The sequence below is a fragment of the Maritimibacter sp. HL-12 genome, from assembly GCF_900177545.1.
Lineage (GTDB): Bacteria > Pseudomonadota > Alphaproteobacteria > Rhodobacterales > Rhodobacteraceae > Sinisalibacter.
Window position 1 is genome coordinate 1678793 of record NZ_FXBQ01000001.1, and the last position, 15715, is coordinate 1694507.

General features: G+C 64.8%; 16 protein-coding genes. 12 read left to right on the forward strand and 4 right to left on the reverse strand.

Annotated elements, in window-relative coordinates; genetic code table 11:
* The first annotated feature begins 10 nt into the window (after positions 1-10).
* From B9Y97_RS08355 to B9Y97_RS08385, 7 genes are all read left to right on the forward strand, one after another.
* Entirely contained in the window at positions 11-1282 is a 1272-nt protein-coding gene (locus B9Y97_RS08355; RefSeq protein WP_085526311.1) for an RsmB/NOP family class I SAM-dependent RNA methyltransferase, read from the forward strand.
* Positions 1283-1408: 126 nt separating this feature from the next.
* A complete protein-coding gene (locus B9Y97_RS08360) occupies positions 1409-3124 on the forward strand; it encodes a heparinase II/III family protein (protein ID WP_085526312.1) in 1716 nt (571 codons plus the stop codon).
* A 10-nt stretch (positions 3125-3134) separates the two neighbouring features.
* A complete protein-coding gene (purH, locus tag B9Y97_RS08365; protein WP_085526313.1) occupies positions 3135-4724 on the forward strand; it encodes a bifunctional phosphoribosylaminoimidazolecarboxamide formyltransferase/IMP cyclohydrolase in 1590 nt (529 codons plus the stop codon).
* Between the two features lies 1 nt (position 4725).
* Positions 4726-5205: a signal peptidase II gene (gene lspA / locus B9Y97_RS08370; protein ID WP_085526314.1), complete on the forward strand. Its 480-nt coding sequence runs from the start codon at positions 4726-4728 to the stop codon at positions 5203-5205.
* A gap of 139 nt (positions 5206-5344) precedes the next feature.
* Positions 5345-5794, forward strand: a complete 450-nt coding sequence (locus B9Y97_RS08375; RefSeq protein WP_254900971.1) for a DUF3035 domain-containing protein — start codon at positions 5345-5347, stop codon at positions 5792-5794.
* A gap of 90 nt (positions 5795-5884) precedes the next feature.
* On the forward strand, positions 5885-7222 hold the full coding sequence (locus B9Y97_RS08380) for a M16 family metallopeptidase (protein ID WP_085526315.1): 1338 nt from the start codon (positions 5885-5887) through the stop codon (positions 7220-7222).
* Entirely contained in the window at positions 7219-8532 is a 1314-nt protein-coding gene (locus tag B9Y97_RS08385; protein WP_085526316.1) for a M16 family metallopeptidase, read from the forward strand. Before B9Y97_RS08380 ends, B9Y97_RS08385 begins: the two co-directional genes overlap by 4 nt.
* 45 nt (positions 8533-8577) lie before the next feature.
* Here B9Y97_RS08385 and dapB read toward each other — a convergent pair whose 3' ends face one another.
* The gene (gene dapB / locus B9Y97_RS08390; protein WP_085526317.1) at positions 8578-9387 is read right to left on the reverse strand and encodes a 4-hydroxy-tetrahydrodipicolinate reductase; all 810 of its coding nucleotides are present in this window, start codon (positions 9385-9387) and stop codon (positions 8578-8580) included.
* A gap of 69 nt (positions 9388-9456) precedes the next feature.
* Between dapB and rbfA the strand changes: the two genes are divergently transcribed.
* A complete protein-coding gene (gene rbfA / locus B9Y97_RS08395) occupies positions 9457-9864 on the forward strand; it encodes a 30S ribosome-binding factor RbfA (protein WP_085526318.1) in 408 nt (135 codons plus the stop codon).
* Positions 9864-10769 (forward strand): tRNA pseudouridine(55) synthase TruB, encoded by a 906-nt coding sequence (truB, locus tag B9Y97_RS08400; protein ID WP_085526319.1) that lies wholly within the window; start codon positions 9864-9866, stop codon positions 10767-10769. Before rbfA ends, truB begins: the two co-directional genes overlap by 1 nt.
* 26 nt (positions 10770-10795) lie before the next feature.
* Here the strand turns inward: truB and deoA are convergent, their stop codons facing one another.
* Entirely contained in the window at positions 10796-12100 is a 1305-nt protein-coding gene (gene deoA, locus B9Y97_RS08405) for a thymidine phosphorylase (protein ID WP_085526320.1), read from the reverse strand.
* A gap of 95 nt (positions 12101-12195) precedes the next feature.
* Between deoA and B9Y97_RS08410 the strand changes: the two genes are divergently transcribed.
* Positions 12196-12702 carry a DUF1643 domain-containing protein gene (locus tag B9Y97_RS08410; protein WP_085526321.1) on the forward strand — a complete coding sequence of 169 codons (507 nt, stop codon included), beginning with the start codon at positions 12196-12198 and terminating at the stop codon, positions 12700-12702.
* Between the two features lie 3 nt (positions 12703-12705).
* Here the strand turns inward: B9Y97_RS08410 and B9Y97_RS08415 are convergent, their stop codons facing one another.
* The gene (locus B9Y97_RS08415; RefSeq protein WP_085526322.1) at positions 12706-14070 is read right to left on the reverse strand and encodes a calcium-binding protein; all 1365 of its coding nucleotides are present in this window, start codon (positions 14068-14070) and stop codon (positions 12706-12708) included.
* A gap of 159 nt (positions 14071-14229) precedes the next feature.
* Here B9Y97_RS08415 and B9Y97_RS08420 point away from each other — a divergent pair, with 159 nt between their 5' ends.
* Together B9Y97_RS08420 and rpsO are read left to right on the forward strand one after the other, a co-directional pair.
* Entirely contained in the window at positions 14230-14523 is a 294-nt protein-coding gene (locus B9Y97_RS08420) for a DUF5665 domain-containing protein (protein WP_085526323.1), read from the forward strand.
* A 121-nt stretch (positions 14524-14644) separates the two neighbouring features.
* Positions 14645-14914: a 30S ribosomal protein S15 gene (rpsO, locus tag B9Y97_RS08425; RefSeq protein WP_085526324.1), complete on the forward strand. Its 270-nt coding sequence runs from the start codon at positions 14645-14647 to the stop codon at positions 14912-14914.
* A 76-nt stretch (positions 14915-14990) separates the two neighbouring features.
* Here the strand turns inward: rpsO and B9Y97_RS08430 are convergent, their stop codons facing one another.
* On the reverse strand, positions 14991-15674 hold the full coding sequence (locus B9Y97_RS08430; RefSeq protein ID WP_085526325.1) for a YfbU family protein: 684 nt from the start codon (positions 15672-15674) through the stop codon (positions 14991-14993).
* Between the last annotated feature and the right edge of the window lie 41 nt (positions 15675-15715).

Consider the following 15715-nt stretch of genomic DNA (forward strand, 5'->3'; position numbering starts at 1 on the left):
AGGAGTGCCGATGGTGAGCGATGCGATCCGGCCGCGCAAGGTGGCGCTTGATCTGATGTGCGATGTGCTCGACGAGCACAGGCTTATGTCGGAAGTGCTTGCACGCCGCGTTGCCGAGCTTCCGGCGCCCGACCGGGCCCGGGCCCAGCGGCTCGTCACCACCGCGCTGCGCGTGCTCGACCGCGCCGATCGGATGCTCGGACCGCACCTGAAAAAGCGCCCGCCCGCCCGGGTGCTAAACCTGTTGCGGCTTGGCGTGGCGGAAATCTGCGAGGAAGGTGCCGCGCCCCACGGCGTGGTGAACGCCTGCGTGGAAATCGCCCGCGCCGGGCGCAATACCACCAGCATGGCCGGGTTGGTCAACGCGGTGCTGCGCAAGGTCGCGGACGACGCCGGAAAGTGGCCGGCGCTACCTGTGCCGCGCCTGCCGAAATGGCTGCGAAAGCCGCTGATCGACGACTACGGCAAACCTGCCGTCGAAGCGATGGAGGCGGCGCACAATGCTGGTGCACCGCTTGACCTGACCGCCAAGGCGGATGCCGAAGCACTGGCCGCGCGCCTTGGAGGTATCCTGTTGCCAACCGGATCGGTGCGACTGGAGGGGCAAAGCCAGGTTTCGGCGCTGCCCGGATTTGACGAAGGCGACTGGTGGGTGCAGGACGCCGCCGCCGCGATCCCGGCGCAGGTGCTCGATCCAAGGCCGGGCGAGCGGGTGCTCGACCTCTGCGCCGCCCCGGGCGGCAAGACCATGCAGCTCGCCGCCGCCGGGGCCAAGGTAACCGCGGTCGATATCTCTGCCCCGCGAATGGCACGGGTCGAGGAAAACCTTGCCCGCGTCGGGCTTGCGGCCGAGGTGGTTGCCGCCGATGCGCTGACCTACGAAGGCGGCCCGTTCGATGCGGTTCTGCTCGACGCTCCGTGCTCGGCGACCGGCACGATCCGAAGGCACCCCGATCTGCCATATGCCAAGGATGGCGGCGGCTTTCCGGCCCTTTTCGAACTCCAGGCCCGGTTGATCGACCGCGCCCTCGCCTTGCTCAAGCCCGGCGGGCGGTTGGTCTATTGCACCTGTTCGCTGCTGATCGACGAGGGCGAGGAACAGCTACGCGACGCACTCGACCGGCACCCCGGGCTCACCGTCGACCGCGCGGCGCTGGCCCGCCCGGGGATCGAGCCGGACTGGATCGGCCCCGAAGGCGGGTTGCGGCTACGCCCGGATTTCTGGGGCGACCGGGGCGGGATGGATGGCTTCTTCATCGCCAGCCTTTTCAAGCCGCAATAGGCGATGACTTGAGCCGCCCCCGCGGTTATGATGCGGGCCAAGACCCCGCCAAGGGGCGGAAGGAAACCGAGCCGAGGCAGTTCTGTGCCGCACCGAGAATCATGGCCCGTGCGAAAGACGCGCTGGATGAACCGCTGGCACGCCCGCCGCGCGGCCCGCGCCCGGACTCCAACCGGCTTTGTCTCGCAGCCCGAACCGCGCTCGATCGGCAGTTTTGCCAAGGGCAAACAGCTGGTTGCGGGAAACCTGCTGTTTGCCGGGCACCTCCTGGAAGCGAAGAAGGGATCGGTCTGGGCGCTGGAGCCGCCTGGAGCCGCCTTTGCCGAGGTGCTGCACGGGTTTGGCTGGCTCGACGATCTTGCAGCCCTTGGCGATCATGCCGCCCGGGGCAAGGCACAGGACTGGACCTTCGACTGGATCGAACGATTCGGCGGAGGCAAGGGTCCGGGATGGACCCCCGACCTTACCGGACGACGTCTCATTCGCTGGATCAATCACGCCCTTTTGCTGCTCTCGGGGCAGGAAAGCGAAGCGCACGAGGCGTTCTATCGCTCGCTTGGGCAACAGACGCTGTTTCTGGCCCGCCGCTGGCCCGCCGCTTCGCCCGGCTTGCCCCGCTTCGAAGCACTGACCGGCCTGATCTATTCCGGGCTTTCGCTCACCGGCATGGAAGCACACGTAGAGGCCGCGACGCGCGGACTGGCGCGGGAATGCCGGGACCAGATCGACGCGGAGGGGGGTATCCCGACGCGTAACCCCGAGGAACTGCTGGAGATTTTCACATTGCTCAACTGGGCCGCGCTGGCGCTTGCGGAAAGCGGGCGGATGGCCCGGCCCGAGCATATCGCGGCAATCGAGCGCATCGCCCCGACGTTGCGCGCCCTGCGCCACGCCGATGGCGGGCTTGCCCGGTTTCACGGTGGTGGACGCGGCACCGAGGGGCGGCTTGATCAGGCGTTGGCCACCTCCGGTGTGCGCGCCAGCACGAATGCCGGGCTCGCCATGGGGTTTGCCCGGCTGCACGGCGGGCGCACCACGCTGATCATGGACGCCGCCGCGCCGCCACGGGGCGACGCCTCCGCCAACGGGCACGCCTCGACGCTGGCCATCGAGATCACCTCCGGACGCCGGCCGTTGATCGTGAGTTGCGGCTCGGGGGCGGAATTTGGCGAGGCGTGGCGCAAGGCTGGCCGGGCCACGCCCTCGCACTCGGTGCTTGGCATCGACGGCGTGTCCTCGTCGCGGCTTGCCTCGCCGCAACGTAGCGGCGGGGGTGAGCGTGCGCTTCTGGAGCGGGGGCCGAGCGCAGTGCGCGTTCAGGAAATCGAGGGCGAAGGCGTTTTCGGGATCGTGGCGGGGCATGATGGCTACGTTGCCAGCCACGGGCTGGAATACACGCGGCGGCTGGAACTGACCGTCGATGGCCGCATGCTGCTTGGCGAGGAAACCCTTTCCGCCGTTTCCGATGCGGAGCAGGAGATCTTTCGTGCCGCGCTCGACAGAACCGGGCTTGTCGGCATCCGCTTCGCCCTGCGCTTCCATCTTCACCCCGACGTGGACGCGGCGATCGACCTTGGCGGCACCGCCATTTCGATGGCCCTCAAATCTGGTGAAATCTGGGTGATGCGCTACGAAGGTGCCGCCAATCTTTCGCTCGAACCCGGCGTTTTCCTCGAAAAAGGTCGCCTGAAGCCGCGTGCGGCAAAACAGGTGGTTCTCTCCGGCGTCGCTTTAGACTATGCGACGCGCATCCGCTGGTCGCTCGCCAAGGCGCAGGACACCCCGGTTGGGTTGCGTGATCTGGTGCGGGACGAGCCGAGCGGGCTGCCAGAAGACACCTGAGGGATCTTACATGACCGACCAGACTCGCGTGCGACGTGCGCTGATTTCCGTTTCCGACAAAACCGGGCTTGCCGATCTGGGTCAGTCGCTGGAGGCGCGTGGGGTCGAGATCCTCTCCACCGGTGGCACCGCCAAGGCCCTGCGCGACGCAGGTGTGACCGTGCGCGACGTGGCAGACGTGACGGGCTTTCCCGAGATGATGGACGGGCGGGTGAAAACGCTGCACCCGATGGTGCATGGCGGGCTCCTGGCGCTGCGCGACAACGCCGAGCATGTCGCCGCGATGGAAGCGCACGGGATCGGTGCGATCGACCTCCTCGTGGTGAACCTCTACCCGTTCGAGGCGGCGCTCGCACGCGGGGCGGATTACGACGAGATGATCGAGAACATCGACATCGGCGGCCCGGCGATGATCCGCGCGGCGGCCAAGAACCATGCCTTCGTCACCACCATCGTCGACGTCGAGGATTACGGCAAACTGCTCGGAGACATGGACCAGCACGACGGCGCAACCTGCCCGCGGTTTCGCAGGAAGATGGCGCAGGTCGCCTTTGCCCGCACCGGGGCCTATGACGCAGCCGTGTCGAACTGGCTGGCCGACGCACTCGAGATTGCCGCGCCGCGCCGCCGGGTGGTGGCTGGCAAACTCGCGCAAACCCTGCGCTACGGCGAGAACCCGCACCAGCAGGCGGCCTTCTATACCGATGGCAGCGGGCGCCCCGGCGTGGCGACCGCCGTGCAGCACCAGGGCAAGGAATTGTCCTACAACAACATCAACGACACCGACGCGGCTTTCGAGCTGGTGGCCGAGTTCGACCCCGCCGATGGCCCCGCCGTTGCGATCATCAAGCACGCCAACCCTTCCGGCGTGGCGCGCGGAGCGACCTTGCTCGAAGCCTACCGGAAGGCCTTCGACTGTGACCGCACGTCGGCTTTCGGCGGCATCGTGGCCCTGAACCAGCCGCTTGACGGCGAAACCGCGCGGGCGATTGCCGAGATCTTCACCGAGGTGGTGATCGCGCCCGGTGCGAGCGCCGAGGCGATGGAAGTGTTCGCCGCGAAGAAGAACCTGCGCCTGCTCACCACCGAAGCCCTGCCCGATCCGCGCGTGGGCGGGATGACGGTGCGGCAGGTGTCTGGCGGGCAGCTTTTCCAGAACAAGGACAACGGCTTCATCGGCCGTGACGATCTGAAGGTCGTCACGAAAATAGCGCCGACGGAAGCGCAACTGGACGATCTGTTGTTTGCCTGGAAAGTGGCCAAGCACGTGAAGTCGAACGCCATCGTCTACGTCAAGGGCCTCGCCACCGTGGGCGTTGGCGCGGGCCAGATGAGCCGGCTGGATTCGGCCAATATCGCCGCGATCAAGGCCGGTCGGATGGCAACCGAACTGGGGTTGGATGAAAGCCCGGCGATCGGCTCGGCGGTGGCCTCGGATGCATTCTTCCCTTTCCCCGACGGGCTGATGGAAGCGGCGGCGGCAGGTGCCTCCTGCGTGATCCAGCCCGGCGGTTCGATGCGGGATGACGAGGTGATCGCGGCAGCCGACGAAGCCGGTCTGGCCATGGTCTTCACCGGCATGCGGCATTTCCGACACTGATATGCGCTGGATGATCACCACCGCGGCGACCATCATCGCTCTCGACCAGATCAGCAAGGTCTGGATCGTGCATTTGCTCGACCTGAAGTCGCGGTTGCAGATCGACGTTCTGCCGCCCTACCTCACCTTCCGCATGGCATGGAACCGCGGCGTGAACTTCGGCCTCGGGGCCTCCGACAGCGACGTGATGCGCTGGGTTCTCATCGCCGTGGCGCTGGCGATCTCCGCCTGGGTCGTCTGGTGGGTGCGCAAGGAGGCCATGGGTCGGCTCGGGCAGGTTTTTGCCGGCCTCCTCCTTGGCGGGGCGATCGGCAACGTGATCGACCGGTTGATTTACGGCGCGGTCGCGGATTTTCTCAACATGTCATGCTGTGGCTTCCACAATCCATGGTCATTCAACATCGCGGATGCGGCGATCTTCGCGGGCGCGATCGGCCTCGTGTTGTTCGCGGGCGAAAAAACCGACCCAAAGACCCCGTGACGCGCCGAATCTTATGCGGTAAAGAGGAGGCGAAGCTCGGGTGAAGGAGACGTCCATGCGGGGCACGTTCGGCAAAACTGTCTTGGCGATTGCCGGGCTGGCGGTGCTGGTTGCCTGCGAGAGCGACCAGCCGGAGTTGATGAATATCAAGTCCGATACGCCCGATGAATTTCGCATCCTGCCGACCAAGCCGCTGGAAGCCCCCGAGGATTATGCCGCGCTGCCAGAACCGACGCCGGGCGGCACGAACCTTGTTGACCCCAACCCACGTGCCGATGCGGTGGCCGCGCTCGGCGGCAACCCCGACCGATTGGATCGCGGGCAGATCTTCGCCGGCGAGCAGGCGCTGATATCGCATGCCGGGCGTTACGGCGTTTCGGCCAACATTCGCGAGACGCTGGCCGAGGAAGACCTCGCCTGGCGGCGCGACAATAACGGCCGCATCCTCGAGCGGCTGTTCAACGTGAACGTCTATTATTCGAGCTACAAGCCGATGTCGCTCGATCAGCACGTCGAACTTGACCGGCTGCGCAGCGCCGGGGTCTGGACCCCGTCGGCCCCGCCCGATCCCCAGATCAAGGTCGAATAACGCGGGCCTCCACTCCGTTCACTTCCCCGCGTGGGGGCCTTGCCCCGGCACGGGGAACGTCTAGCTTGCCTCTTGATCGGAGGACAAACCATGCGCGCCTTGCTCGTTGCCATTCTTGCCCTGTTCCTGGCTCTTCCCGCGCAGGCGGCGGAGCAGGTGACGGGTTTCACCCTCGACAACGGCATGGAGGTGGTGGTGATCGAGGATCACCGCGCGCCGGTTGTCGTGCACATGGTCTGGTACCGCATCGGCGCGGCGGATGAGCCGCCCGGCAAATCGGGCATCGCGCATTTTCTCGAACACCTGATGTTCAAAGGCACCGAGAGCCGCGCATCGGGGGAGTTCTCGCGGGTGGTCGAGGCCAATGGCGGCTCCGACAATGCCTTCACCTCCTACGATTACACCGCCTACTTCCAGCGCGTTGCCGCCGACCGGCTCGGGCTGATGATGGAGATGGAAGCCGACCGGATGCGCAACCTCGTGCTTGCGCCCGAGGCGGTGGATACCGAGCGCGAAGTGATCCTCGAAGAGCGCGCCTCGCGGATCGATAATGACCCCTCTGCGCTGTTCCGTGAAGAATTGCGCGCGACGCAGTATCGCAACCATCCTTACGGCATTCCGATCATCGGCTGGCGACACGAGATGGAAGCGCTTTCGCGCGAGGATGCGCTGGCTGCCTATGATCGCTTCTACGCACCCAACAACGCGATCCTGATCGTCGCGGGCGACGTGACGCCGGACGAGGTGCGCAAGCTGGCCAAACAGCATTACGGCCCCCTTGCGCCTTCTGACGGGATCGCCCCCCGGGATCGCCCGCAGGAACCCCCGTCGCGGGGCGAGCGGCGTCTGGAAATGAGCGATCCGCGCGTGGCCCAACCCTCGCTTGTGCGCACCTACCTCGCGCCCGCGCGCCGCTCCGGGGCGCAGGAAGAGGCGGCAGCACTGACATTTCTCGCGCAGTTGCTTGGTGGGTCGGGAGCCACTTCCGTCCTCGGAAATGCGCTCGAATTCGAAAACAATACAGCGGTCTACACGAGCGCGGGCTATGGTGCGACGTCGCTCGATGACAGCACGTTTTCCTTCGTCGTGGTGCCTGCCGAGGGCGTGAGCCTCGAACAGGCGGAGGCCGCGCTCGACGCGGCGCTTGAGGACTTCATGGAAACCGGGCCGGACCCCGACAGGTTCGAGCGGATCAAGATGCAGGTCCGGGCGTCCGAGATCTATGCGCTGGACGATGTGGGCAACCTCGCCAACCGCTACGGCCGCGCGCTGACGAGCGGGTTGACCATTGCCGATGTGCAGGCTTGGCCCGAGGTGTTGCAGGCCGTCACGCCCGAAGACGTGATGGAAGCCGCCGCGAAGGTGCTCGACAGGCCCAGCGCGGTGACAGGTTGGCTGTCGCCGGATGTTGAGGAGGACGCGCAATGAAACGCCTTGCCGCCTCGTTCGTTCTTCTGCTCCTCGTCGCTCTGCCCTTGCGCGCGGAGATCGACATTGCCGAGATCACCACGCCCGGCGGATTGAAAGCCTGGCACGTTGAAGAGACCTCGATTCCCTTCGTCGCGCTGGAACTGAGGTTTCGTGGCGGTGCTTCGCTCGATGCGCCGGGCAAGCGCGGGGCGATCAACCTGATGACGGCGTTGCTGGAAGAGGGGGCAGGCGATCTTGATGCCCGCGGCTTTGCCGAGGCACGCGAGGCGCTGGCGGCGAGCTACCGTTTCAGCACGGGCGACGACGGCCTCTCGATTTCGGCCCAGTTCCTCAACGAGAACCGGGATCAGGCGGTTGCGCTCCTGCGCAAGGCGCTGCTGGAGCCACGTTTCGATGAAGACGCGATCGAGCGGGTGCGTGCGCAGATTCTGGCCGGGCTGAAGCGCCGCGAAACCGACCCCGACACGATCGCGGGCGCGGCTTTCGATGAACTCGCCTACGACGATCACCCCTATGGCAGCTACTACGGCGGCACGGTCGAAAGCGTCACGTCCCTCACCCGGGCCGATATTCTCGATGCCTTCACCCGCGCCATTGCACGCGACCGGCTCTATATCGCGGCCGTGGGCGACATCTCGGCGGAGGAACTTGGCGCGCTGCTCGACGGGTTGCTTGGCGACCTGCCCAAGGAAGGCGCGCCTATGCCTGAGAACGTGGCTTTCGGGGCAACCGGAGGGATCACCGTGCTGCCCTTCGACACGCCGCAATCGGTGGCGCGGTTCGGTCACGCCGGGGTCGAGGTCGGCACGCCCGAGTTCTTCCCTGCGTTCATCCTCAACACCATCATGGGTGGCGGCGGGTTCAACAGCCGGTTGATGACGGAAGTGCGCGAAAAGCGTGGGCTGACCTATGGCATCCGGACCTACCTGATCGATTCCGAATTCAGCGAATCCCTTATCGGGTCGGTATCGACGGTGAATGCGCGGATGGCGGAGACCATAGACGTGGTGCGCGGCGAGTGGGAGCGGATGGCGCGCGAAGGCGTGACCGCAGAAGAACTGGAGACCGCGAAGATCTATCTCACCGGGGCCTACCCGCTGCGGTTTGACGGCAACGCCCCGATTGCGCGGATTCTCGTCAACATGCAGATGCAGGGCTACCCGACGAGCTACGTGAAAACCCGCAACGCGATGATCGAGGCGGTGACGCTGGAGGAAATCAACCGTGTGGCCGCCCGGCTGTACAGGTCCGATGATCTGCGTTTCGTGATCGTGGGCGCGCCCGAAGAGCTCGAAAGCGACGAGTGAGGCGATTCGGAGGCGTCCGCGGCGAACCTTGCGGCGCGCGGCGGGTCAGAGGCCCAGCACGTCCATCATGTCGTAGCTGCCGGGTTTGCGCCCGATCCCCCAGAGCGCGGCCTTGAGCGCGCCGCGGGCAAAGATCGCGCGGTCGGTGGCGACGTGGCGCAGGATCACCCTCTCGCCGGCACCGGCAAAAATCACATCGTGTTCGCCCACGATGTCACCGCCACGGATCGCCGAAAACCCGATATGGCCATCGACGCGCGCACCGGTGATGCCGTCGCGACCACGGTCGGCCACGCGGTCGAGCTTCACGCCCCGGCCCTCGGCCGCCGCCTCGCCCAGCATCAGCGCGGTGCCGGACGGCGCGTCGACCTTGTGGCGGTGGTGCGCCTCGACGATCTCGATATCGAAAGCCTCATCGAGCGCTTCGGCCACCTTGCGCGTGAGTTGCACGAGAAGGTTGACGCCAAGGCTCATGTTGCCCGCGCGGATGATCGTGGCATGGCGGGCTGCCGCCGCAAGGCGGGTCAGGTCGTCATCCCTCAGCCCGGTGGTGCCGATCACATGCACGGCGCGCGCCTGAGCAGCGATATCGGCAAGCGCCACGGTGGCGGCGGGGGCGGTGAAATCGACCACCGCCTGCGCCTTCGCCATGGCTTCGAGCGGATCGTCGGTTACCGGCACGCCGAGCGCGGCACCGCCCATCGCTTCGCCGATGTCCTGCCCGATCCAGTCGTGCCCGGGGCGCTCCAAAGCGCTCACGAGCCGCGCGGCGGGGCTCTCGCTCACCAGCTTGACGAGCATCCGGCCCATCCGGCCCGACGCTCCGTTTACTACGATCCCCGGAAGTTCGCTCATCATCGCCTCCTGTTTGCCCCGTCCTAAGCCCTGTTGCGCGGGCAATCAATCGGGCATACATGGGCGCTCATGGCAAAGAACCGCTCTCATACCGGCGAAGGTCCGTCGCAGCGTCAGCTTCGCGTGGGCGAGTTGATCCGGCGTCGGCTGTCGGACGTGCTCATGCACGGTGATGTGCATGATCCCGATCTCAACCGTCTTTCGATTACCGTGGGCGAGGTGCGTTGCACGCCCGATCTGCGGATCGCCACGGTCTACGTGATGCCGCTCGGCGGCAAGCTCCGCGACGAGGCGATCGCGGCACTGGCTCGCAACAAGGGCGAGTTGAAGCGTCATATCGGCAAGGCGACGGCGCTCAAGTTCACCCCCGATCTGCGCTTCGTGATCGACGAGACTTTCGACCAGATGGATGAAACCCGCCGGTTGTTCTCCGACGAGACGGTGCGGCGTGACGTGGAACACGACGAGGACGAGTAATGGCGCGCAGGAAGACGGGGCGCGATGTGCACGGCTGGCTGGTCGTGGACAAGCCCGCAGGCATCACTTCGAACGCGGTGGTCAACAAGGTGCGCTGGGCCTTCGGCGCAAAGAAGGCGGGGCACGCGGGCACGCTCGACCCGGAAGCCACCGGCGTGCTCGCCGTTGCGCTGGGCGAGGCAACGAAAACGGTGCCCTACATCACCGACGCGTTCAAAGCCTACCGCTTCACCGTGAAGCTGGGCGAGGCGACCAACACCGACGACGCCGAGGGCGAGGTCATCGCGACCTCCGATCTGCGCCCGGATGATGCCGAAATCGCAGCGGCTCTTGGCGGGTTTACCGGCGAGATCATGCAGGTGCCGCCGAAGTTTTCCGCCGTGAAGATCGACGGCGAGCGGGCCTACAAGCTGGCCCGCGATGACGAGGAGTTCGAGATCGCGGCCCGGCCGCTCTGGGTCGAAAGCCTCGAGATGGTGGCGCGCCCCGATGCCGACCACGTGACGCTCGAAATGGTCTGTGGCAAAGGCGGCTACGTGCGCGCCATCGCCCGCGATCTGGGCGCGACGCTGGGATGCCTGGGCCACGTCGTCGAGTTGCGCCGCACATGGTCGGGCCCGTTCGACGCCGAGGATGGCGTGACCATGGATCTGATCGAAGAACTGGCAAAGTCGCCGGACCTCGACGACTACCTGCGCCCGCTCGAAGACGGGCTTGAGGATCTGCCCGAACTGAAGGCCACCGCCGAGGGGGCGAACCGGCTTCGGCATGGCAACCAAGGCATGGTGATCGCCTCCGACGTCGAATATGGCGATGAAGCCTGGGCCAGTTACGAGGGCAAAGCGGTGGCCGTGGGCATCTACAAGGCGGGCGAGTTGCACCCGAGCCGGGTGTTCAACCTTTAGCGCGGGGCCAGGAGCCTTGGTGGCACTCAGTCGATGATTCTGAGCACGGGGGCCGGCACCTCCGGAACTTCTCCGATCCGGTAAGCCGACAGAACCTGTTGTTCCGCTGCGTCGGCCTGTGCGTCACTGTCGGCATGGATGCGGCAGAGCGGCGTGCCTTTGTCCACCTTCACACCAAGATCAACCAATCCTGTCAGCCCGACCGCGGGATTGATGGTGTCATCGGCCCGTCGGCGCCCGCCGCCAAGCTCCACCACGGCCAGCCCGATGGCGCGGGTATCAATCGCGGCGACATCGCCCGAGGCCGGTGCGAGAACATCGCGCGTCATCTTTGCCGCTGCGAGGTATTTGCCGGGGGCACCGATGAAGTCCGCAGGCCCTCCGAGCGCCGAGACCATCCGCCCGAACGCTTCCGCCGCCTTGCCCTCATCGAGCGCCGTCCGTGCCATTGCTTTGCCCGTGACCCGATCCTCGGCAAGCCCGGTGAGGGCCAGCATTTCGCCCGCGAGCGCCAGCGTGACCGCTTCGAGACGGGGATCGCGATGCGCGCCGGTGAGGAAATCGACGGCATTGGCGACTTCGAGCGCGTTGCCGGCGGCAGAGGCCAGCGGCTGGTTCATGTCGGTGATCAGGGCGTGGCAGGGCAGGCCCGCTTCGCGCGCCACGCCGGTGATGCTCCGGGCGAGATCCATCGCGCCCTCGAAGCTGTTCATGAAGGCACCGTTGCCGGATTTGACATCCATCACCAGACCGCCAAGCCCGGCGGCCAGCTTCTTCGACAGGATCGAGGCGGTGATCAGCGGCACGCTTTCCACCGTCGCGGTGACGTCGCGGGTGGCGTAGAAGCGCTTGTCGGCAGGGGCGAGGGCCGAGGTCTGCCCGATGATGGCGCAGCCCACCTCGCTGACCACCCGCCGCAGAAGGGTGTTGTCGGGCTGGCTGGTGTAGCCCGGGATGGCATCCATCTTGTCGAGCGTGCCGCCGGTATGGCCAAGGCCGCGGCCCGAGATCATCGGAACGTAGCCCCCGCAAGCGGCCACGATCGGTGCGAGCATGAGCGAGACGTTGTCGCCCACCCCCCCGGTGGAATGCTTGTCGACCACCGGGCCAGGCAGATCCCATTCGAACACGTCGCCCGAATCGCGCATCGCCAACGTCAGCGCCGCGGCTTCCGCGTGGGTCATGCCCTGGAAGAACACTGCCATGGCGAAGGCGGCAACCTGCCCCTCGCTGGCCTCGCCCGAGGCGATACCCGCCACCATTGCGGCAATCTCGTCGGGGCCGAGCTCCGCACCGTCGCGCTTGTGGCGGATGATTTCCTGAAACAGCATATAGTCCTCCCGTTCCCGGACACTTTGACCCTTCGGACAATATTCGCAAGGGGTGTGCGCTTGCCTTCGGCGGCGCGACCGGCCACAAACTGCCCATGATCATCCGTGAGCATATCAAGGACGATGCGCCCTCCGTCGCCGTCTATTCCGACTGCGAGCGTTACCGGTATCTGCTCACACGCACATGGCAACCGCAAGGCCGCAAGGCGCTGTTCGTCATGCTCAACCCCTCTACCGCAACCGAGGTGCAGAATGACCCCACCGTGGAGCGGTGCGAGCGGCGGGTACGGGCGCTGGGCTTCGGGGCGTTTCGGGTGACCAACATCTTCGCCTGGCGCGACACCGACCCGCGCAGGATGCGCGCGGCCGCCGACCCGGTTGGCCCTGGCAACGATGCGGCAATTCGCGAAAGCGCAGGTTGGGCCGACCAGATCGTTTGTGCCTGGGGCACCCATGGTGCCCACCTTGCGCGCGGAGATGCCGTGGAATCCTTGCTCAGGCAAACCGGCCTGCCGCTGTTTCACCTTGGCCTCACCAAGGCCGGGCACCCCAGGCACCCGCTCTACATCGCCTACGAAAAACAGCCTGAACCCTGGACCTGATTGTCAGGGCACAAAGATGTTGTTGACGACTTCAACGTAGACATCCGCGGCCGTTGCGCCCGGCGTGCCTTGAAGGACCGCCACCATTTCGCCGTTCACGCGCACGATTCCGTCGGTCCCGTCGTCCGAGGGGCCAACATCCACCTGCATGTCGCCGTGGTTGATCGTCGGATTCAGCGTGACCCGCAGGAAATCTTCGCCAATTGCGAAGTCGGCGATATGGGCCGCGCCCTCGCCCGAGGCACCATCGAAATAGACCCAGAAGACATCCGAGCCTTGGCCGCCCGTCGCAGTATCGGCTCGGTCCATGATCAGCGTGTCGTCGCCCTCGCCGCCATCGAGCAGGTCGGCGTCATTGTCGATATGCCAGGAGAAGTCGTGCCGTTCCCAATGGATTTCTTCTTCGAGGCGGCCAAGGTGATTGATCACGTCGTCGCCCTCGCCGCCGTTCAGGGTGTCGGCTCCGTATCCGCCGGCGATCCGGTCGTCGCCCGTGCCACCTTCGATCAGGTCGTCGTCGCCCGTGCCATCGGCGGAATGGGTGCCACCGAAAAGACTGTCGTCGTCGCCGGTGCCAGTGATCGTATCGTGGCCGACACCGCCATCGACCCAGATGCCGAGACCGGTTTGCTGGCCTTCGATCATGTCATCGCCCTCGCCGCCGAATAGCGCCGCCACGCCCTCACCGGCGCTCAGCGTATCGTTGCCCTCGCCGCCGAAGGCATAGCTCGCGCCATCGCCAAGCGCGATTTCGTCGTCGCCTTCGCCGCCATCAACCACGGCGACGGCGTTTTCGTCGGACAGGATCGGGGTGCCGTCCCAATCGGTCAGCATGCCGCTGCCGGTGCCGGGCGTTCCATCATCTTCCGCCGAGAAAATGTTGTCGTCGGGGCCCAGCGACAATTCCCCGGTTTCCCCGATCCGCTCGCCAAGCATCTCTGTTCCGGTGGCGAAGTCCGATTCATTGGCCATGAGGTCCTGCAGGGTCGAGCCCGCACCGGAAAAACCTTCGCCGGGCTCGACGATCGGGGAAAGAACGTCATCGGGGTCAATCTCGGAACCTTCGATGGGTTCGTCGTCTTCCTCGATCGGGGCCAGAACGTCGTCCGGGTCGATGTCGGCGCCCTGGAACGGGGTATCGTCGTCAGAGACCGGATCAAGCGGATCGGGTTCTGTGTCGCCTCCCGTCAGCCCGGCGATGGAGGAGGTTGTTTCCTCGGTTTCAGAGAAGAAATCGCCATCCACCCCGGTGGCTGGCGGTTCGTTCATGTCGTTGGCCGCGTCTTCGGTTCCGTCGTCGGACCCGGATTGGGCATCGAACAGAAACATGACGGGGAAAAGCCCGAGCAGAATAAGCAGAATTTCCATGGTACCACCCCTGATACAGGGTTTCGCATACCATGAGCCCTTGGGATCAGGAAAAGAATAGTCCTGAAAATTGGACGGAATTCGAGAGGGTTGAAGGCCGCCACTTCGCTTTTTTGGCACCACACGATAGGGTGGTCGCAGGCAAAGGGAGGGAATGGCGTGCAGGACAAGGGCGAACCCGACGAGAGCCTCGTGGACGAAGTTCGCGCCGTGCGCGACGAGGTTCGGCGGCTGAACGAAAAACGGTTCTTCCGAATCGAAAACTCGCTGTTACGGATGGTTTCATGGAGTCTCGCGCGCGGGCTTGCCTTTGGCCTCGGCTCGGTGCTCGGCGCGACGATCCTGCTGTCGGTGCTGGTCACGATCCTGGCGTCGATCGACTTCATCCCGGTGCTGGGCGATCTGGCGCAGCGTCTGATCGAGGAGATCCAGACCGGCACCCCGCCAGAATAGGCTTTTCTTTCGGATGGGAATCTCCTATACGCCCGCATCCGCCGAAAGCGGACCTCCACGGGCCTGAGCTGGACGACATCCCGGCCTGCGCCATCACCTTGAACCCGTAAAGGAGACCCCGATGTCGATTACGCCTGACGAAAAGACCCGTCTGATGAAGGAATTCGCCACCAAGGAAGGCGACACCGGCTCGCCGGAAGTCCAGGTGGCCATCCTCACCTCGCGCATCTCCACGCTCACCGAGCACTTCAAGACCCACAAGAAGGACAACCACTCGCGTCGTGGCCTTCTGATGATGGTCGCCCAGCGCCGCAAGCTGCTGGACTACGTGAAGGGCAAGGATGAGGCCCGCTACCAGGACCTCATCAAGCGTCTGGGCATCCGTCGCTGAGGCTTGCCTGAAAGGTTTGGAATTCGGGAACGCCCGTGCTGAGAAGCGCGGGCGTTCTTTTCTTTTCATTAGCTCTTCATTCTCGCTTCAAGATTTCGATTAGTTCGTTTGTGTTTAGCTCTCGGTGAATCAGTTTTTGGCGGATGTACGAGAAGACTCCGTGCATTGTCAGGTATCGTTGAACGGTCGGCATGTGCGAGTTCATGGAACGCCCTTTGAATCGCTCAAATCGACCGAGTTTGTTCACCAAGAACTGTGCGATTCCCATGTGTTCAACTTCGTGATTCCCGTCGAATCCGAAGAACTTTGGGTCCCTGCCAGTGGGACCCACGGCTTCTTCGATGGTCTGTTTGTCCTCGGCATCTAGCTTTTCGAAGGCGCGTTCGATGAAGTTCCACATGTCGAGTACATCAACCACTTCAGCAAGGGCCTGTTTGCTGTCAACATGGTCATGCAAAATGCCATTCAGTTCCCAATTCAACGCCCAGTAGTGACCACCGTAGATGGATTCTTGAACTAGGTCGGCTGTCTTTCCTTCGTCGGTTGCGTTCTTTAGCAGCTCCGCAAGCATCCAGAGCGTGACTTTCTCAACGCTGGATGGCCGAAAGTCGGTTTCGCTTTGGGCCAAGCCCATTTCCACTAGACGGCGCACTGCTTCGGCCCGAGACGGTTGATCTCGCTGCCCATCGCTCCATCGGTCGATCCTTTCGAGAAGATCAACGTCGAGTCTCATCTCGAAGCGCTCGCTTTTCGGTACCATTTCCCGCCTCCGTAACTTTTCCGGTTATTACGTACAATAAT